We start from the raw sequence: 18,540 nt of genomic DNA on the forward strand, positions 1-18,540 counted from the left end.
GTTCTCCCTTCAATTACATTCTTTTATCTACAAATAAACCGACAATCTCAGTCATTGCTGCATAGAAATCAAGCCACTCCTTGGAAGGAATCTCTCTAATGACTTCTTCTGTTTGGTTATCTACGACTTTGACATAATATTCATTGAGTTTTTCATGTAATTCAAATTGCAGATGAAATTGCGTAGGCTCAATGAGCTTGTTTGCTCCTTGAAGCGTTTTTTCAATTTCCTCTTTTGAAACGACATTGCCATTTTCTTGTGATTCAGTGTTTACATTGTCATTCTGATGATTCGTAACACGGGTTTGAAATGCATCAATCAGTGGTTCTAGCGAAGTCAACTTACCAACAGACATAGTTATTCAGCTCCTGTGCTTTTATCTATCTTTTATATCGGCTTTGAATTTTCAAATTAAATATAGATGGACCGATTTGTTAAAGTTTCATATAGATGGTGAACATCCACATAGAAACGCTTTCACACGGAGAAGGATAGCTGAATCAGATGAAAAAATCCTCACTTTTGTTGTGAGGATAATTGAGAAAGAAGATCTAAGGACAAGCTCGCAGCACGATTGTTCTCTTCTTGAATAGACAGGTACACTTCTTTCCTGTGAATATCGATGTGCTTAGGAGCCTCAATCCCGACCTTCACTTGATCGCCTTCGATTGAAATAATCTTGACTTCAATATCATCGCCTATTTGAATCGACTGATTTAATTTCCGAGACAGGACTAACATGAGGATGCCACCTCTAACAAATGTTTTGTATGATAGGCAGAATCATGCAAAATCACTTGTTTTGCTTTCATATTTTTCCGGTTCACAATAATAGGCGCTCTTAAATTAGCTGTCGTTTTTTCAATAGATGATTCCATTGTTAAAATAACCATTACTTCCACATCATTGGCATCTTCTACTTCTAGAATGTCTACAACCGTTTCGTCTAAATCAAATTCGTATTGATTGAAGAATAAAAATGGGCTGCTGACAATAAAGCCTAATGCTGCGTTTTTCAATGATTGCAGAACTAAAAATGGAGACTCTTCTGATAAAGGCAAAATGACAAACTGTTTTTGATCCAGAAATCCTGGTATCCCATTTGAGAAGTTGATGATTTGCTCCTCTTTGATTGTCACTTCACCATGGTATTTTGTTTGAATGATCATAATTCACGACCTTTTTCGTTTTTCTTACCTATACCTTATCACCATTTTGACCCGTTTCGTCAACTTCTATTTTTAATTCTGGGTATTGCAACATATCAATATTTACTTTACCTTGCTGGTAGTTAACGATCGGTTTATGCGGTGTTGCCTCAATGATCGCTTTTTGAGGCTCAACATCAATTTGAAGCTCGGATGGCTGATAGTGAATTTTGACACTGAAGAATGAAGGAATTACACCGATGGTGAATTGCTTCGCGGGAGGACTACCATTGATTTTGGCAAACTCAGCAATGGCATTACCTCCATCCTCAATCTTAATCAGTTCGCTTCCTTCTTCCGCTCTTCGTCCCATTCCTTCGCCAACAGCACGTTCCCCTTCTGCTGCCCATTCCTCAGAACGCCTAAAAATCGACTTGATATCCATATCAGCAAATGCCTCTGATTGATCAATGGTTAATTTCGAAGGTGTCCTTGTGATGTTCATGACAGCTCTTGGCTGCTGAATCTCAAGATCAGCTCTTGGCTGCTCTACTTCTTGTCTAGATGGAGTCGTCGACATTTGCAGCTTTGCATAGGTTTGCTGCATTAACAATCTAGGGATTTGCATAAGTTCACCTCCATGATGCAAAAAAGCACCCAACGGATGCTTTTTATTATCTTAAGAAATCGACAAGGGATGGCTGAATGACTTTAGCTGTCGTCGCTAAAGCAGCTCTATTCACAGTTTCTTGTTGAAGAAGATCAAGAATCGCTTTTTCACTTTCAACATCTTCATTATCTGATTTAGCATTTTTCAGCACTTCGAATTGTGAAGTCAAGCGGCTACTTACTAAGTCAATCCGATTCGATCGGGCTCCAAGATCTGAGCGCTCGGCACTCATCACTTCTTTAAACTGATCAATGTTTCCTAATGCATCATCAGAATTCGCAAACGTCCCATTTTTTAATGAATTTTCTAAATCCGTCAGCATTTCAATCACATTTTGACCGCTGGCAGATTGTCCACCAAACGCTGAAATTGGATTTGAGTTCACATTTAATGTGATACCGTCAGAAATGTTCGATTGAACTGAGTTTGCATCAGTATAGTTTTCAAAGTTAAATGTATACGTACCATCTGCATTCTCGACGACTGGTTTTACATTTGTATTCGTCCCATTAAATACGAACTTACCTAGCATCTGAGTGTTCATTGCATCAATGATTTGTTTCTTCATCTGACTAATTTCCACTCCGATAGCTTCTAAATCTTCTGGCTGCTTTGTTCCATTAGCCGCATCAAGTACTTTGTCTCGTACATTTGACATAATATCAATGATTTCAGTGACACTCGTTTCAGATGTATCAATCCAGTTTTGTGCCTCATTTAAATTATTTTGATATTGTTCATTTCGAAATAGGGCTGTACTATACTGAAGACTTTTTACTGCTGCAACAGGATCATCAGATGTTTTCGTGAAACGTTTTCCTGTTTGGGCCTGCTCATTAATTTTAGAAAGTTTTTCATAACTTTTACTAATATTGCGAAGTGAGTTTTGAGAAATCATACCTTGCGTGACTCGCATCAGTTATCCCTACCTTCCTACGACACCCATGCCGTTGATTACTTTATCCAATACTTCATCTTGTAATGTCACAATTCTTGCCGCTGCATTATACGCATGCTGAAATTGGATCATATTCGTCATTTCTTCATCGATGGAGACAGCGCTAGTCGACATTCTACGTTCATTAGCTGAGTTGACAAGAGCCGCTGAACTGCTTTCCAGCGTCATGTTCTTTTTCCCTTGTATCCCCATTTCAGCAATGACATTTTGGTAGTAATCCTGAATTGTCGTTGTATTTCCGCCAATTGCTAGCTTTAAGTTTTGAATATTGGCTAATTGCGTAGCATTCGAACCATCACCCTGCGTTTGATTGACAGATGCGGCAATATTATCTGTTGATGCTAAAATCACATCACTCACTTTGATACGAGCTGCCAAGCCTTTATTCAGATCATTGTTATTTTCGATATCAAAAAAGTCTTGTCCGCTTGCCCCATTTAACGTGTACCCTTGCTTATGCACGTCGTTAAATGTATCCATGAATACTTGTGCTACTTCATCTAGCTCTGCAAGCATGTCTGGGTACATTCCTTTTTCAGCACCATTTGACATGTAGCCATACGCCTCAACAAGTGCTTTTACTTTACCATTCACCTGTAATTGATCTGCTGCAATGGTTGTTGTTCCGAATTGAAGTGAGTCGACAAGTCCCGTCGTATTATCGTAGGAGATTTGCAGTTCAGACTTTTCATTGGTAATGCCATTCAAAATCGTCCCAGCAGATTGTCCATTTGCACCGATAATGTCGATGTTGACGGTTCCTTCAGCAATATTGAGTGCATTTCCGCCAGATGGATTGTAGCTCACCTTAATATCAACAAGTGAGGATAACTGATCGACCAGCGCATCACGCGTATCATAAAGATCATTTGGAAGATATCCATTTGGCTCAACTGTTGCAATCTGTTTGTTCACTTCATCTATTTGAGATAAAAGAGTGTTCACATTTTTTGCTGTTGAATCGAGTTCTGTTTTCAAATTCTTTTGTATCGTTGTTAAAGAAGAATTGAGCAGACGGAATTGATCTACTAAAGCCTGTGCACTTGTTTTAACTACTGTACGTGCAGATGCAGTATCAGCATTTTTCGATTCTGATAGAACCTGTAATGATTTCCAAAGATTATCAAAGGCTCTGTTTAAGCCTTCATCTGTCAAATCATTCATAACCCCCTCCATTTGTGAAAGGGCATCAGACTTCGCTGAATAGTAAGACATATTGTTGTTATGATCTCTGTATTGTAGATCTAAAAAGCTGTCTCGAATTCTTTCAACGGTCCCAACTTGAACTCCTGTCCCCATTTGGCCGTACGTCTTGCCATCATAAACAGAAATTACAGGGTAAGGATTATCTGCTTTAAAGGTAACTCTTTGTCTTGAGTAGCCTTCTGTATTTGCATTGGACACGTTGTTTGATGTGACATAAAGCCCTGCACGCTGGGCTGTGATTCCTCTTTTTGCCGTTTCTAGTCCCATGAATGTAGAACCCATTGGTATCCTCCTTGTTTACGCCTTTGAATCAAACAAAGCCCTATGCTGTTTAGGCTTTGAATTCTCAAGACCATTTTGTCCGTAATTCATATGTTCTTTATTAGGGTTAACGAGATCGAATGTCAGTGAAATAAATTGAAGTGACTGCTGAATGAGCTGTTTGTTTAGTTCATTTACATCTTTCAATTCCACCATGATGTCATTTAGTTTCTCATATAACGAAATGAGCTCTTCTTGTTCCGTACCTTCAGCCTTTTCGATACATGCTGTGATTGTCGGCGGTTGATCACTTTGTAAAAATTGAACTGTAGCTTCAATACGCTTTTCTTCTAATTGAGAAATGGCCTGAATATATTTCTGCTCTAAATTCAGAACCTCTGAAAGAGCATCAATCTCATTGCTTTTCAGCATTTCTGTTTTATCCTTAGACAGCTTTAGAAGCTGTTCATGTAATCCATAGAGACGATGCAGCTCTTCAATAATTATTTTAACTGACATTCGCGCTACTCCTTTTGTTATTGTTGTTTATAAAAATTCAGCATTTTATCTGCAATACCTTTTGTATCTACCTGATATGTTCCGGCTTCAATGCTTTTTTTAAGTTGGTCTATTTTATCTTGACGTTCTTTCATTAAATTCGGCACCTTTTGCATTTCGATTGCCTTTTTAGAAATTTCGACTTTATCAGTTGATTTTGCTTGATTCGATTGCAACGTTTGTTTCTCATATGTTTTCTTGTAAGGATTTACTGGTTGTGTTCCATATCGATTAATTTTCACGGGATTCCTCTCGCTTTCCGTTACAGTCTGTCTTGATTCTATCCATTTTATCGACCAAACTGCAACTTAGTTTAGGGAATCAGTCGTTTTTAGGATTAATGGCATAATAGGTGTCTTTTTTCCTAGATTCAATCTCCTTTTTACGCTCTTCTTCTTGGTTCATTTGGCTGATTTGCGAATGAATATCCTGTTCACATTTGCTGCACAGCTTGTTTTTCCTGATCGGTTGGCCGCATCTTTCACAAGGATAGTTGATATTCGGAAATTGACTAATTTGAAGCCTTTTCAAACGGATAAATTTCAGGATTAATTCTTCATCAACATCTGTTGCATCTACTATTTCAGCAATGGTTGATTGTCTATTACTTTGCTTCCGCAAAAATTTATAAACGATATCAAAAGAACGTTCTTCTTCTTCAAAGCATTTGTTACAAACCGTTTGGATGGTGGTTTTTAAAAATAACTGATTACATTGTGGACAGTTTGCCAATTGATTCATAACCAAAACCCCTTACGTTATTTTCTTTTCTTATTATCGGTTGATTATCATGATTTTTAACTACGTATCAACGTAAAAGAGGAAACACTTTTGGCACCTGCGTCTTTTAAAATTTTTGCCGCATCATAGATGGTCGCCCCAGTTGTATAGATATCATCAATTAATACAATATCCTTTTGAAGGATCGCATCTGACTGCTTTAATTGGAACAATCCCTTTTGATCTAGACGTTCATTTTTACTTTTCTTAGACTGCTTACTTTGATGAATTTTAACGAGTGGTTGCAATATAGGCATACCAATCAAGGAAGCTAGTACGACGGACTGATTAAATCCTCTTTCCTTTAACCTTTCTTTACTTAAAGGGATTGGAATCAGCACAGGTTTTTTAATTGAAAAGGAACGCTTAAACACTGCTCGTACATCTCTTTTAAACAACTCAGCTAAAGCTGTATCACCTCGAAATTTAAATCGAGCAAGGACGCCTTTCATAAAATCGTTGTAAGTATAAACAGACCTATTTTTCACAAGAACTTCAGAAAAATCGGGCCGTTCATTCCATCGGGAACAGTCCTGACACAATTCGTTATTTGACTGTGATCTTCCACATTTTGGACAAATGGTGCTATGAATCTTCACTAGGTGATCCTTACATGCTATACATAAGCTATCATCATTTGATAGAAGTAATGATTTCCATGTAAAAGCAGCCACAAAATGCCCCTCACAAATTGGGCAAATCAACTGTTTTCCTTATTAAGCGGTTGACGATTTTCGCATCTCGGAAATGTCGTGACCTTTGAAGCCGCTTCTGTCAAAATGACCAGCATGGCAGTATTCTTCTGTTTATCCACCATCTCGGATTTACTGTAAGATATTTTATCGATATCTGTTATATATTGCGGCTTCACTTGATTTAGTGAAATCGCTAATACATCTTCTATACACTTTTCACAATGACAAATCATGTTTAATTGATTGAGATATTGATAGAGGATTTCCTTGAGTAGTATTTCTTTTGCATTGAGTAACATATTTTGTCTCTCCTGCCATTTGTGTATTGTGAATATAATGTACCATGATTTAGTTAAACCCACACTATTTTTCAGAAAACTCCTGTGCAGCTGTATCATTCATTTTTACAATATGCTTCTTCGCTTGTTTCATCCTTCTCGTTAAACCAAAATGAAAAAAGAAAACATCTCCTGTAGAATATTCAGGATGCCTCCCCGCCCTTCCAGAAATTTGAACAAGTGCACTTTCTGTGAAAATAGTAGATTCCGCACCTAGTACACCCACCTGAACATTTTGAATGGTTACGCCTCTTTCGAGAATAGTTGTAGTAACCAGTACATCGTATGCGTAATCTCTGAAGTGTTGGACCTTTTGTTTCCTATCTTGATCATCAGCAGATACACCCTCTACATTTACATGATGCTCTCGAAGAATCTTCGTTACCTTCTTCATCGCGGAAATAGAAGGAACAAAAAGTAAAACCCTTCTCTTTCTTTTAATATGTTTCTCAAGCCAGTTCATTACAGCAGATGGCAGCTGATTCTTGTTTAATTTCTTTTTCCAATGTCCAATCCATTGAAATGACGGGACGGGTAAAGGTCGCCCGTGGAAACGCAGAGGAATTTTTATCGCTTCTAATTGTCCATGAACAACATCCTTTTTCATTTTTTTAGATGGTGTGGCACTTAAGTAAATCCTAACCCCTGTGTTTCTCATAGCCTTTAAAACAGCAAATTGAAGACGTTCATCGATTGAAAAAGGAAAGGCATCGACCTCATCTACAATGAGAACATCAAAAGCATTTTTGTATCTCATGAGCTGATGGGTTGTGGCGATCATAAGCGGTGCTATTTGGAACCTTTGAGGACTCCCGCCATAAAGCACAGCTATATTCAGCCCTTGAAATGCCTTTCTAATTCGCGGCTCGAGTTCAAGCACTACATCTGTTCTAGGCGTCGCGATACAGACACTCATTCCTTTATTTAACGCATATTCAATTCCGTGAAAAAGCACCTCCGTTTTCCCTGCCCCGCAAACAGCCCAAACTAGTAGATCAGATTTGTTTCTTATCGCTTCTATCATTTTTTCTGACGCTCTCTTTTGCCCTTTAGACAGCTCTCCCTGCCATGTTAATTCAGATTGAAACGTTTCTTTCATTTGCGGACCCGTCCATTCGTACAGAGAGCCACATTCGGTTACTTTTCCCATCATGATGCATGATCTACAGTACACACATTCTTTTTGGCATATTTCACAAGGTGAGAGAGCAAAGTACCGCTTGTTTGATACACCACATCGGCAGCATGTAAAACCGCTCGCTTTCCTCTCAATGGCAGGAGATCTATTTACTAACCCTTTCTCCTCCAGCCAATCCAAATGAGGCTTTGTGCATCGAGTTTCAATGGTAAGTAGGTGGCGTGATTGCAGTTGTTGCCTTAGTTCCATCGCTTTGTCCATGTTTCTCCTAACACCTTTCAACTGATGTTTGCCTATTATGTACAAAGACAAGACCTTTCGTCCAACTGTAATAATTGAAAAACAAACCCCCTTTTCCATGAGAAAAGGGGGTTTTTGAGATCTATCTAATCATCCAGCCAAGACCTAATGACCCTTCGCCTAGATGAGTACCAATCACGGCACCAAAGTAGCTTTTATAAAATTCGACATGAGGGTACTTTTCTGATAAATGTGCAATCAATTCTTCTGCTTCTTCTTCTCTATTTCCATGAATGATTGCAGCTCTCATCGGTACACCACGTGATGCATCTTCATCGAATAATTCAAAAATGCGTGAAATGGCTTTTTTACGTGTACGAATCTTTTCAAAAGGGACAATTAGCTTGTTGTCAAAATGAAGGATAGGCTTTACCTTTAAGAGGCTCCCAATAAAAGCCTGAGCACCGTTTAATCTGCCGCCCCTTTGCAAATGAGTTAAGTCGTCCACCATAAAATAGGCTTGTTCGCTTTCTTTCAGATAATTTAGATGTGCTAAAATCTCTTCTGGAGAAGCACCCTCTTGGATTTTTTCAGCAGCTTCTAATGCATAAAACCCCTGCACCATACAGCTAGTTTCTGAATCAAACGGGTAAATGTCAATTCCGTCAACTAGATCGTTCGCTGAGGCTGCACTATTATATGTTCCACTAATTCCGCTTGAAAGGTGAATACTAATCACAGCGTCGTATGTTTCACTTAGCTTTTCATATAATTCTACTAGTTCACCAAAAGCAGGCTGAGAGGTCGTTGGAAGATCTTTATGTTTTTTGACTTCTTCATAATACGTCTCCCAATCCATCTCTATTTCTTCACGGTACGATTCGCTGCCAAAGATGACGTTAAGGGGGATCATATGAATTTGATGTTTATCACGTAGCTCTTGTGGTATATAAGCAGTACTGTCTGTTACAACGGCTATTTTCATTCTTAAATACCTTCCTTATTCGTTACTCTTTTTTATTTTAAAAGAATGATCATTGTTTTTCATTAGATTTATAATAGTAATCAAAAAAGCCTGCCTAATCAATAGGCAAGCCTGCAATATCCGAAAAAGACTCCTTATCCTGCCTATCATTTCTCTCAAACTTAAAATGTGAGAGAACCAAAAACAGGTGAAAAAGGAGTACTTGTCCGGAACATTATCTCATTTCTACCCAGCCGTTTTTAATTGCTACAACAACAGCTTGTGTACGGTCGTTTACATTCATTTTTTGCAAAATGTTACTTACATGGTTTTTGACTGTTTTCTCACTAATAAAGAGCGATTCACCAATTCCTCTGTTGCTCTTTCCGTCAGCTAACATTTGAAGAACTTCACATTCACGTCTTGTTAAGATATGAAGTGGTCTGCGAATTTCAGGATATACTTCATGCTGTGGATGTGCTGAAACGCCGCTAGTTGCTAGGCGTCGGAACTCATTTACTAAGTTATGAGTGACTTTCGGATGTAAATAAGATCCTCCGTCAGCTACTACTTTCACTGCTTCAATGAGAGTGTCTGCATCCATTTCTTTTAACAGGTAACCTCTCGCCCCTGTTTTCAATGCATGTGTCACATAGTTTTCATCGTCATGAATAGATAGAATAATGACTTTTGATTCGGGATAAAGCTCTACTAGCTGCTTTGTAGCCTCTACACCATTTACATTCGGCATATTAATGTCCATAATGACAACATCCGGATGATAGTGCTCTACGATACGTGCAGCTTCGTCACCGTCGTCTCCTTCTGCAACTACTTCAAAAGTAGGTTCAAAATCTAAAATCCGTTTGACACCTTCACGGAATAATTGGTGGTCATCAATAATTACAATATTTACTTTAGTCACAAGCTACGCCTCCCCATGTTTATTGTTCTACACCTGAACTTTATGGTCAATATGTCTTTTGACTCTATTTTACAATTTTATTTTGCAATGTTAACGGCACCCGAATCATAACGAATGTCCCTAGACCTATTTTTGAGTCTATGGTCATTTTACCTTCTAGTAAGTCTACGCGTTCTTTCATGCCAAGTAAACCGAAGGATTTGTTTTTGTTTGTTTTAACATCTTTCATATCAAAGCCTTTTCCATCGTCTTTGATCATTAATGTCACAAAGTCTTTCGTTACTTCTACCTTTACAGAGATTTCTTCAGCTTCAGAATGTTTTAAGGAATTTGTGACAGCTTCTTGGGCTAGTCTAAATAGTGCCACTTCAAATTGAGAAGCAATTCTTTCGCTTTCTGTATCGCCTAGGCATTGGAACGTAATCTTGGTTTTCCCATCGTATTCTTCGATTGTGTTTAAATATTTTCTTAGCGTCGGAATGAGACCCAAATCATCTAAAGCCATCGGTCTTAAATCATAAATGATTCTTCTCACTTCGTACAGAGCATTTCGCACATTCTGTCTGAGACTTCTAATTTCTTTAAAGCCTTCTTCTGTACCACGGTCTCTAAAGATCCGTTCAATTAATTCAGAACGCATCATCACGTTTGCCAGCATCTGAGCCGGACCATCATGAATTTCCCGAGATACCCTTTTGCGTTCTTCTTCTTGAGCTTCAATAATTCTTAGTCCAAAATCTTGTTTTGCCTGAGCATCTTCGAGTAAAACGCCTACCTGGCGTAAATCCTGGTTGAGATAGTTCAGAACAACCGTAATTTGACTCACAAGCGTTTCAGAGCGTTCAATGACGTCCTGTAAGCTTAATAATCGTCTTTCTAAATCGTCTCTTCTCTCTCTCAACTGCTTCTCACGCTGCTGGATCATGGTGAGTTCTACTTGCAGATTATGTGCTTTTTCGTAGGCCTCTCGTATTTCTTCTTCGCTGAATTTGTTAAAGTTTCTGCTGACTTCAGATAAGCGATTTCTAGCATGTCTCGTATGTACTTCTAGTTTATCCCCAAAATCAATTACCTCGTTTACTTGCTGCTTGATTTGCTTAAGCTCTTCAACTAGGCTCTCATATTGTTGACGGGACTGTTCGCCTATCCTAAATACTTCGTCCTTGCTGCCATCAACTGTACTTAGCATTTTCATGATGATTGAATCCAATAATTTCGGATCCATTTTGGGTGTTGTCATGGCTTTTCCCTCCCGTAACAGTGATGTCATCTTTTTTTATTATAAATGTCATTGATCTGCATTTTATGTCGAATTATAATGAAAGAATGCGTATAAATCTTGAAGTTTTTATGACGACCCTTTTTCCGCTCCTATCATCATAACAAAATACGCTGTAAAATTCTAAAACCAATGCAAATTTTCTCTAGTCTTACAATTTGCTTGTCAGGAGGGTATGTCTTTTGCTGAATCGCTTTCTTACAGTAAAAAGTCGTGGCGAGCATGAGATCGTCATTGAAAAATCACGTTTTATTTGTCATATACAGCGTGCTGTCTCAGAAGAAGAAGCACAAGCATTTATACAATCCATTAAAAAACAACATTGGAATGCCACACATAATTGTTCAGCATATCTCATTGGTGAACATGACATGATTCAAAAAGCAAATGATGATGGTGAACCAAGCGGTACGGCAGGAGTGCCAATGCTTGAAGTGCTAAAAAAACGGAAGCTTAAAGATACAGTCGTTGTGGTCACTCGTTATTTCGGCGGTATCAAATTAGGTGCCGGTGGATTAATTCGTGCCTACGGAAAATCTGTATCAGAAGCTATCAACCATGTTGGTATAGTAGAGCGCTGTTTAATGCGTACGATGCACACAACAATAGATTATACATGGCTTGGAAAGGTAGAGAATGAGCTTAGAGCCTCATCTTTTCAGCTAAAAGAAATCCATTATGCCGAAAATGTTATTTTTGAGACGTATGTAGAAGAAACACAAACAGAGCAGTTCATTGAATGGATGACAGAGCTTACAAATGGAAAGAGTGTTACAAAAGAAGGCGAACTTATTTATTTAGAAAAGGACATTGGTCCGATAAAGGAGACAGATGAATGGCACAACGAGTAAAAGTGCGTGTACGAAAGAAAAAGAGTAAGAAGAAAAAGATTATCAAACGTATTCTGGTCTTATTTTTGCTTCTCTTCATCTGCATGGGCGGATTTGCAGTGTATAAAATTGTGAATACACTTCAGGCAGCTGACAAAACATATGATGAACTAGACCGCGGAGAGAAATCTAAGCTCCGTGATGCTGTCATTGATATTAAGAAGAAACCTTTCTCCGTTCTATTTGTCGGAATTGAGGATTATGCTACGAATGGTGATCATGGCCGTTCAGATTCACTCATTGTTGCAACCATTAATCCTCAAGATAAAACGATGAAAATGGTTAGTATTCCTCGGGACACACGGGTACATCTTGCAAGTGACACGACCGAAAGTAAAGATAAAATTAATGCGGCATTTGCTAAAGGCGGAAAAGACGAAACGATTGAAACTGTCGAACAATTCTTGAATATTCCGATCGATAAGTATGCAACAGTGGATTTTGACGGCTTCAAAGATGTCATTGATGAAGTGGGTGGAATTGATATAGATGTTCCATTTGACTTCAATGAAAAAAGTGACGTCAAAAAATCCAAAAAGATTTACTTCAAAAAGGGCAATATGCATTTAAACGGGGAAGAAGCACTTGCTTATGCGCGGATGAGAAAACAAGATCCACGAGGTGATTTCGGGCGTAACGATCGTCAGAAACAGATTTTACGAGCCATGATTGATCAAATGGCGAAGCCAAATAATATTGCAAACGTGGATAATATCGCCAAAGAAGTAAGTGATCACATTACGACCAATTTCCGTATCACGGAAGGACTTGCTCTTCAGCAAATCTACAGTGGATTTAAAGGAGACGACACAGAAACGCTTTCTATTAAAGGAGACGACCTTTATCTAGGACCAAATCGAACATATTACTTCGAGCCAGATCAAACCAATTTAGCTAATGTACAGAATGAATTAAGGACGCATTTAAAGCTTCCTTCTGAACCTTCGACTGAAACAGATTCACAGACCACTCCATCATCTGGTGAAACAGGGACAGGAACGACAGATACTGCGCCCACTCCGCCAAATTCATCCGGACAATAAAGAAACAGCCCGATTCCTAGGAACGGGCTGTTTCTTTAATTTCTTTTGACCATGCGTTTATAGAATTTCGTAAATGGTTTGAACTCTTCGTTCACTAAACCAGTGACTTCCGCAATGACTTGCATAAACATGACCAATAAAAAAATAATGATCAGTGATAACCAAATGGTTGCACTTGTCAGCAATATTGCACTTAAGCTAAACACTAAACCAATCATGTAAATGACGATGACGGCTGTTCGATGAGATAAACCATAGGCCATCAGTCTATGATGAATATGCGATTTGTCAGGCGCTGAAATTGGCTGTTTATTTAATATTCGTCTAATGATCGCAAAGGTCGTATCAAAAATAGGGACACCTAAGATGATCACCGGAACAACGACACTAAACAAAGTGACACTTTTGTATAATCCTAAAAGTGACAGCACCGAAATCATATAGCCTAAAAACAACGAGCCTGTATCACCCATAAAAATCTTTGCTGGATGGAAGTTGTAAAATAGAAAGCCGATTGTACTGCCAATGACGACAAGTGATAAAGAAAGAATGAGAATCTTATCAGCAGAAAATGCCATCACTGCAATCGTGGATAAACCGATGACCGAAATCCCAGCAGCGAGTCCATCAAGGCCGTCAATTAAATTGATGGCATTTGTGATTCCGACAATCCATAACACGGTTAGGGGATATGCCATCCAGCCTAACTCAATACGATCTGTTAAGAAAGGAACAGAGAAAAAGTCCATTTTGAGGCCCGTGCTCACGATCAAACAAGCAACGAGAACTTGCACGAGAAATTTAAATTTTGCACTTAAATTATATTTATCATCAAATATACCTAAAATGACGATGAGTACGGCACCAACTGAAATCGCTGTAATTTTATTATGTAGAAACAGCCCGCCTGCTAATGCTCCAGCCGCTACCCCAATAAAAATCGCCAAACCGCCCATTCGAGGCATTACTTTATCATGAACTTTTCGTTTATTCGGCTGGTCCACTGCACCAATCTTAATTGCAAGCTTTTTGACGATTGGTGTCACAATTAAAACTGTAGCCAGAGAGACAAAAAACGCTAATAAGGCGCGTTCGTAATCCATAGGTCAGTCTCCTTCTAAATTGAAATCTGTATTTTGTATATTGGCCGCTCTTTCCATTATACAATTGAATATAGGATGATCACAAGCTCCCCCTGTGAAGAAGAAAAATAAAAACGCACAATCCTGAATGAATTATGCGTTTTCTTTAATATTCGTTAATTCCACCATGTTTGTGAACAGCGCGTGCCAATCTTTTTTCTTCGCCCGGCTTTGTCTTAGATGTCTATAGGTTATGTCATCTTTTTTGCTGATCACTTTCAGGCAGGCTTCTACGAAGAGCGCAGGATCTTCGCCCTCTAAATATTCATACACATCATTCTCTTTTAGCCTTTCCGTTGATGGAAGATTTAAACCGACAACAGGTATTCCTGCAGCTAGAAATTCATATAGCTTGAGCGGGAAAACGGCTTGATTATAAGGAGACTGTTTGTATGGCATCATCCCTACATCAATCAGTTTCATATAAGCAGGCACTTCTTCTGGTGCAACAGCCCCTGTCCAAATGACATTTGGCAGTTTGAGTGCATGCTGAAAAGATGGATCTCCATTTGTTCCATCAGGACCGACAAATAAAAATGTCCAATCTGGCTGCATGTGAGCAGCTTGCGCAATCATGTCAAAATCGAGCTTCGGCTTGATTCCTCCAATAAAGCCAAGGACGGTTCCTTCTCTTCCTTCCAGCACATCCTCCTTACAGGAAAGATTGCTTTTTGCAAACACATCGTACTCAACACCATTTTCTACTGTGAACACATCTTTCGGTTCACCCATGAGACGTTTTTTGATTTGATCATGTAAGTATTGAGAAGAGCATGTAATGCTGTGTGCGTATTTAATGATTCGGTTTTCTGCTTTTACAATGACACGCTGCCTCATATAAGAGAATATGTTGTTTTTCCCGCTTATCGGCTCTCCCCACAGATCACTGCAATCATACACAATATGTTTCCATTCAAATAAAGAAGATAAGAGCGGAAAGCCAGGAAACGTATACCATAAGCAAACGGCTATCCCCTTCTTTTCCTCCTGCCGCAAATGCTCAAGAAGAGGGGACAATTTATGAATATAGAACATATCTTGATATCTTCCAAAGCGAAAAAATTTGCTCTTGAGCACATCAGGAATGGTCAATTGCTTCATTCGATCCGTTATGGGCTGAAAGGGAGCTGTATGACGGGATGCAGACGGGCATACCCAGATGACTTCTTTCGTTTCTGGATCAGATGCTAGAAATTCCGCCAAACGATGCCGTCTGTACCTCAGGCCATCCTGTCCCCATTCTCCCGTCGCTACGATGACATGTATGATCGAGTCTGCTTTCACCTTTATCACCTTTTTTCCCTTCTATTTATAAGCGCTTCTTCACAGCATTTGTCGCATAATGCATAAAACACCATGACGCTTTGACAAAATGAAGCTGCTCAATTTCTCTGTAGACAAACCACGTTTTTTTCGCCGCTTTCCACTTGTTACTCGAGATAGAGTTTCCAACGATGCGATATTCACTGAGCGGCTCACTCATGCCATAGGCTGTAAATCCTCTTTTTAAAATAGACAGCCATGTGGCTAAATCCTGTCTTGTACGGATGTTCGGCATTTCTACATGTCCCACTTGCTGAAGATCGATCATGACCGTCAAACAGCCGATAATGGTATTTTTCAAGGCTTCATTGTAGTTCAACCTAGCTGGTGCAGTGACTGTTTTTTGTAACGGTTCTCCATTTTCGGCAATGATGTCATACGCCGTGAATGTAAAGGCATAATCATTCGCCAGCATAAAGTCTACCTGCTTTTCGAGCTTTGTCTCTTTCCACTTATCATCGCTGTCTAAAAAAGCGATAAAACGCCCCTTTGCCTGTTTGATGGCCGTGTTTCTCGCAATGGCGGCTCCCCCGTTTTCCTCTAAATAAATGACGTTGATTCGGTCGTCCGCCTGACTTAATTCCCCTAATAGCATCCTTGTTCCATCTGTTGAACAATCATCTGCAATGATCAGCTCCCAATTGGAATAGGTTTGGGCAAGGACGGAATGAACTGTATCCGTTAAATAACGTTCCGCATTATACGCCGGTGTAATAATAGATACTAACGGTTGATTGTTCACCTAAGACTCATCTCCAGTTCATCATTAAGATTCTTTGAACACTTCAGGTAACACCACAAACATGAGCGAGATGCTAAAGCCAATGATCAGTCCGAGCAGTGCCCGTTTTTTCGCTGACATGCCTTTATTGCCTTCATCAAGCACTTGAGCCGGGTCCACAATCTTTGCCTGCTTCATTCCGAGCTTTGTAGACTCCAATTCATATAAGAATCGTTCTTTATCCACTTTGGAATCATTGCTGACAGATTCGTCTTCAAGAGCGGATAACCTACTTTCAATGACCTGCTGCCTTTTTGTAAATAATGCTTTGTCTTGCTTTAGAAATGTATCTGACACCTGCTTCACGACAGCCAAGGCTCGATCCTTATCGGCATCTGTGAAAGACAGCTGTAATTGTGTATCTGATTGATTGGTAAGGATCAGGCGGTTTTTCACATCCTGCCTTTCTTCTTCCTTTACATCACTGAGTGCTTCATTTAGAAATGCATCGCTTTTTAATAGAGATGTCACTTCTGCCATATTGTTATACACCCCGTCATCATATTTACCAAGCGTGAGGGTAACAGCGGCTGTGTAACTAGACTGCTGGACTGTTCCTTTGGCAAAAAAGAAACCAAAAGCGCCTAATACGACAGGCAGCAGCACGAGCCAGACGATATACTTTTTGATTCGCTTCCCTATTCTTAACATGAAACCAGACATGTTCATTCTCCCAACATTGACGTATTTGCTTTTTCACTAGTGTAGCCATACAAGCTCAGCACCACACACGATTTACCAAGGCTTGAAACGTTGTTTGTTTTTCAAGATGTTAACCGCTGCGATCACCAGTCCTAAAAATACCCAGTGGAAATATAAATTCGAGACGGAACTAGGACTGATACTTGAGACGAGAAAGCTCAGCATTGCAGCAAATAGACCTTCAATGATCATTTTTGCTGATCTTGTGTCAGCCCATTGGTATTGTTTGTACAGTGTGAACATGAGATAGGCGTACACTGAGATATAGCCTAGCATGACCGCAAAGCCAAAATTCGTCATCACCTCTAGCAGCCAATTGTGCACTTCAACGACTTGATCTGTATCAAAGATTGAAAAGTGGGCTAAATAGTAAGACACATTACCTGCTCCGACCCCGAAGCCGTATGAATTCGTAAAGAAATGCCATGCATTTTTGATCAAATTCGCCCTAGCGATGTTGGACGGGAGTGGTTCACTAAAAGAATGCGCGACCTGAGAAGCGAGAAACAAGTCATAAAAGACCGAATAGATCTTGGCCGAAAAGATGGCGATACAGATGACACCAAGTCCGCCTGCTGCGATGAGTGACCACTTTTTTAGAAAGCGCGGCATAAGCAGCCACACATAAATAGCCACTCCCGCAAATATGCCAAGCAAGCTGGCGCGGGATTCTGTTAACAAAATGAGATACAGAGCTGAGATTGCGCCTAATAATCCAAACGCTTTGATATAACCATTTTTCATTTGACGCATGCACGCCACATATAAGAAAAAGCTAATAGATAAAAACGTTGCAAAGTCATTTTGATTAAAGAATACAGATGTAGGATAGTGCTGTTTATACGCTGGCCCAAGATACAATGATGTGTTAGGTAAATGGTTCAAAGTAAAGTGATTATAGAACCCGATCCCCATCACAAATACGGTCATGGCCAGCCAAATACTATAAAAGGTCACGATTTGATCCATTCGCTCAATGTACATGACCACAAGAAAGACAAACCCGATCCCCATCGCAAGCAGGGACATATATTTCAGACCGTCTGTAACCGAATGAGCCCAAAGCAGTGAGATGAGCCCGTAAAGAAACCATGCAGCAAAAAAACCGAGAATGCCTTTTACACGAATCTGCTGCCACTGTAATATGTACGTCCCCTTATCTCTCATTCGCCATATCAATAAAGCAAAGACGGCAATGAGCATGATTCGGTAGAGGAAAAGACTAAAGAACCCGACACTAATAGAAAAGAAAGCGTTATTGAGAAAGGTCAATGCAATTAAAAGATAGATGGCTGACATGAATACTTGCTCACCATTCATGTATTGCTTCATCAACACGAGAGCTGCCGTGAGGACCACAAGCAGAACCGGGATTGCCACCATCTTCTTTAACCCAACGGGCTGCGCGGATGCAATTTGTACAATCCCTATCCCTGCTGCAAACAAAATACATCCGATCATGATTTGCCATGCTGTTTGTTTCACACTCATACCCATTT

Annotated in this window: 22 protein-coding genes; 2 read left to right on the forward strand and 20 right to left on the reverse strand. The window is 39.5% G+C overall.

The features are described 5' to 3' along the window. Nucleotides 1–13: 13 nt before the first annotated feature. The 15 genes from flaG to degS all read right to left on the reverse strand — a co-directional run bounded on the left by flaG (nucleotide 14) and on the right by degS (nucleotide 11,121). Nucleotides 14–355, reverse strand: a complete 342-nt coding sequence (gene flaG, locus ACYH0L_RS16305) for a flagellar protein FlaG (RefSeq protein ID WP_099726384.1) — start codon at nucleotides 353–355, stop codon at nucleotides 14–16. 161 nt (nucleotides 356–516) lie between these two features. Beyond that, nucleotides 517–741: a carbon storage regulator CsrA gene (gene csrA, locus ACYH0L_RS16310; RefSeq protein ID WP_099726385.1), complete on the reverse strand. Its 225-nt coding sequence runs from the start codon at nucleotides 739–741 to the stop codon at nucleotides 517–519. Then, the gene (gene fliW / locus ACYH0L_RS16315; protein ID WP_041088051.1) at nucleotides 735–1,169 is read right to left on the reverse strand and encodes a flagellar assembly protein FliW; all 435 of its coding nucleotides are present in this window, start codon (nucleotides 1,167–1,169) and stop codon (nucleotides 735–737) included. Before fliW ends, csrA begins: the two co-directional genes overlap by 7 nt. 28 nt (nucleotides 1,170–1,197) lie before the next feature. Beyond that, complete coding sequence (locus tag ACYH0L_RS16320; protein ID WP_327924335.1) at nucleotides 1,198–1,776, reverse strand: DUF6470 family protein; 579 nt, start codon at nucleotides 1,774–1,776, stop codon at nucleotides 1,198–1,200. A gap of 46 nt (nucleotides 1,777–1,822) precedes the next feature. Continuing rightward, nucleotides 1,823–2,734, reverse strand: coding sequence for a flagellar hook-associated protein FlgL (gene flgL, locus ACYH0L_RS16325; protein WP_099726387.1), 912 nt, complete (start codon nucleotides 2,732–2,734; stop codon nucleotides 1,823–1,825). Between the two features lie 9 nt (nucleotides 2,735–2,743). Further along, nucleotides 2,744–4,264, reverse strand: coding sequence for a flagellar hook-associated protein FlgK (gene flgK, locus ACYH0L_RS16330; protein ID WP_230030676.1), 1,521 nt, complete (start codon nucleotides 4,262–4,264; stop codon nucleotides 2,744–2,746). Between the two features lie 15 nt (nucleotides 4,265–4,279). Continuing rightward, nucleotides 4,280–4,762 carry a flagellar protein FlgN gene (locus tag ACYH0L_RS16335; RefSeq protein ID WP_099726389.1) on the reverse strand — a complete coding sequence of 161 codons (483 nt, stop codon included), beginning with the start codon at nucleotides 4,760–4,762 and terminating at the stop codon, nucleotides 4,280–4,282. A gap of 17 nt (nucleotides 4,763–4,779) precedes the next feature. Beyond that, nucleotides 4,780–5,043, reverse strand: coding sequence for a flagellar biosynthesis anti-sigma factor FlgM (flgM, locus tag ACYH0L_RS16340; protein WP_034318592.1), 264 nt, complete (start codon nucleotides 5,041–5,043; stop codon nucleotides 4,780–4,782). A 79-nt stretch (nucleotides 5,044–5,122) separates the two neighbouring features. Then, nucleotides 5,123–5,542, reverse strand: a complete 420-nt coding sequence (locus ACYH0L_RS16345) for a TIGR03826 family flagellar region protein (protein ID WP_099726390.1) — start codon at nucleotides 5,540–5,542, stop codon at nucleotides 5,123–5,125. Between the two features lie 56 nt (nucleotides 5,543–5,598). Then, nucleotides 5,599–5,955 (reverse strand): ComF family protein, encoded by a 357-nt coding sequence (locus ACYH0L_RS16350; protein WP_249705624.1) that lies wholly within the window; start codon nucleotides 5,953–5,955, stop codon nucleotides 5,599–5,601. Nucleotides 5,956–6,281: 326 nt separating this feature from the next. Further along, on the reverse strand, nucleotides 6,282–6,575 hold the full coding sequence (gene comFB, locus ACYH0L_RS16355) for a late competence protein ComFB (protein WP_099726391.1): 294 nt from the start codon (nucleotides 6,573–6,575) through the stop codon (nucleotides 6,282–6,284). Nucleotides 6,576–6,639: 64 nt separating this feature from the next. Next, entirely contained in the window at nucleotides 6,640–8,013 is a 1,374-nt protein-coding gene (locus tag ACYH0L_RS16360) for an ATP-dependent helicase ComFA (RefSeq protein ID WP_142353656.1), read from the reverse strand. A 121-nt stretch (nucleotides 8,014–8,134) separates the two neighbouring features. Continuing rightward, entirely contained in the window at nucleotides 8,135–8,977 is an 843-nt protein-coding gene (locus tag ACYH0L_RS16365; protein ID WP_099726393.1) for a DegV family protein, read from the reverse strand. Nucleotides 8,978–9,191: 214 nt separating this feature from the next. Continuing rightward, on the reverse strand, nucleotides 9,192–9,881 hold the full coding sequence (gene degU / locus ACYH0L_RS16370) for a two-component system response regulator DegU (protein ID WP_008348273.1): 690 nt from the start codon (nucleotides 9,879–9,881) through the stop codon (nucleotides 9,192–9,194). A gap of 64 nt (nucleotides 9,882–9,945) precedes the next feature. Continuing rightward, on the reverse strand, nucleotides 9,946–11,121 hold the full coding sequence (gene degS, locus ACYH0L_RS16375) for a two-component sensor histidine kinase DegS (RefSeq protein WP_099726394.1): 1,176 nt from the start codon (nucleotides 11,119–11,121) through the stop codon (nucleotides 9,946–9,948). A gap of 221 nt (nucleotides 11,122–11,342) precedes the next feature. On the opposite strand from degS, the gene ACYH0L_RS16380 reads away from it, so the two are divergent. After that, complete coding sequence (locus ACYH0L_RS16380; protein WP_249705609.1) at nucleotides 11,343–12,011, forward strand: YigZ family protein; 669 nt, start codon at nucleotides 11,343–11,345, stop codon at nucleotides 12,009–12,011. Continuing rightward, nucleotides 11,996–13,093: an LCP family protein gene (locus tag ACYH0L_RS16385; RefSeq protein ID WP_327924327.1), complete on the forward strand. Its 1,098-nt coding sequence runs from the start codon at nucleotides 11,996–11,998 to the stop codon at nucleotides 13,091–13,093. Before ACYH0L_RS16380 ends, ACYH0L_RS16385 begins: the two co-directional genes overlap by 16 nt. A 35-nt stretch (nucleotides 13,094–13,128) precedes the next feature. Here the strand turns inward: ACYH0L_RS16385 and ACYH0L_RS16390 are convergent, their stop codons facing one another. The 5 genes from ACYH0L_RS16390 to tuaE form a co-directional block, all read right to left on the reverse strand. Continuing rightward, nucleotides 13,129–14,196, reverse strand: a complete 1,068-nt coding sequence (locus tag ACYH0L_RS16390; RefSeq protein WP_099726397.1) for a glycosyltransferase family 4 protein — start codon at nucleotides 14,194–14,196, stop codon at nucleotides 13,129–13,131. Between the two features lie 132 nt (nucleotides 14,197–14,328). After that, nucleotides 14,329–15,525: a teichuronic acid biosynthesis protein TuaH gene (gene tuaH / locus ACYH0L_RS16395; RefSeq protein WP_327924395.1), complete on the reverse strand. Its 1,197-nt coding sequence runs from the start codon at nucleotides 15,523–15,525 to the stop codon at nucleotides 14,329–14,331. A gap of 19 nt (nucleotides 15,526–15,544) precedes the next feature. After that, nucleotides 15,545–16,300 carry a teichuronic acid biosynthesis protein TuaG gene (tuaG, locus tag ACYH0L_RS16400; protein ID WP_099726399.1) on the reverse strand — a complete coding sequence of 252 codons (756 nt, stop codon included), beginning with the start codon at nucleotides 16,298–16,300 and terminating at the stop codon, nucleotides 15,545–15,547. A 24-nt stretch (nucleotides 16,301–16,324) separates the two neighbouring features. After that, a complete protein-coding gene (gene tuaF / locus ACYH0L_RS16405; protein ID WP_099726400.1) occupies nucleotides 16,325–17,002 on the reverse strand; it encodes a teichuronic acid biosynthesis protein TuaF in 678 nt (225 codons plus the stop codon). A 72-nt stretch (nucleotides 17,003–17,074) separates the two neighbouring features. Beyond that, the gene (gene tuaE, locus ACYH0L_RS16410) at nucleotides 17,075–18,532 is read right to left on the reverse strand and encodes a teichuronic acid biosynthesis protein TuaE (RefSeq protein ID WP_327924326.1); all 1,458 of its coding nucleotides are present in this window, start codon (nucleotides 18,530–18,532) and stop codon (nucleotides 17,075–17,077) included. Between the last annotated feature and the right edge of the window lie 8 nt (nucleotides 18,533–18,540).

The organism is Bacillus sp. MC1252, assembly GCF_056838025.1.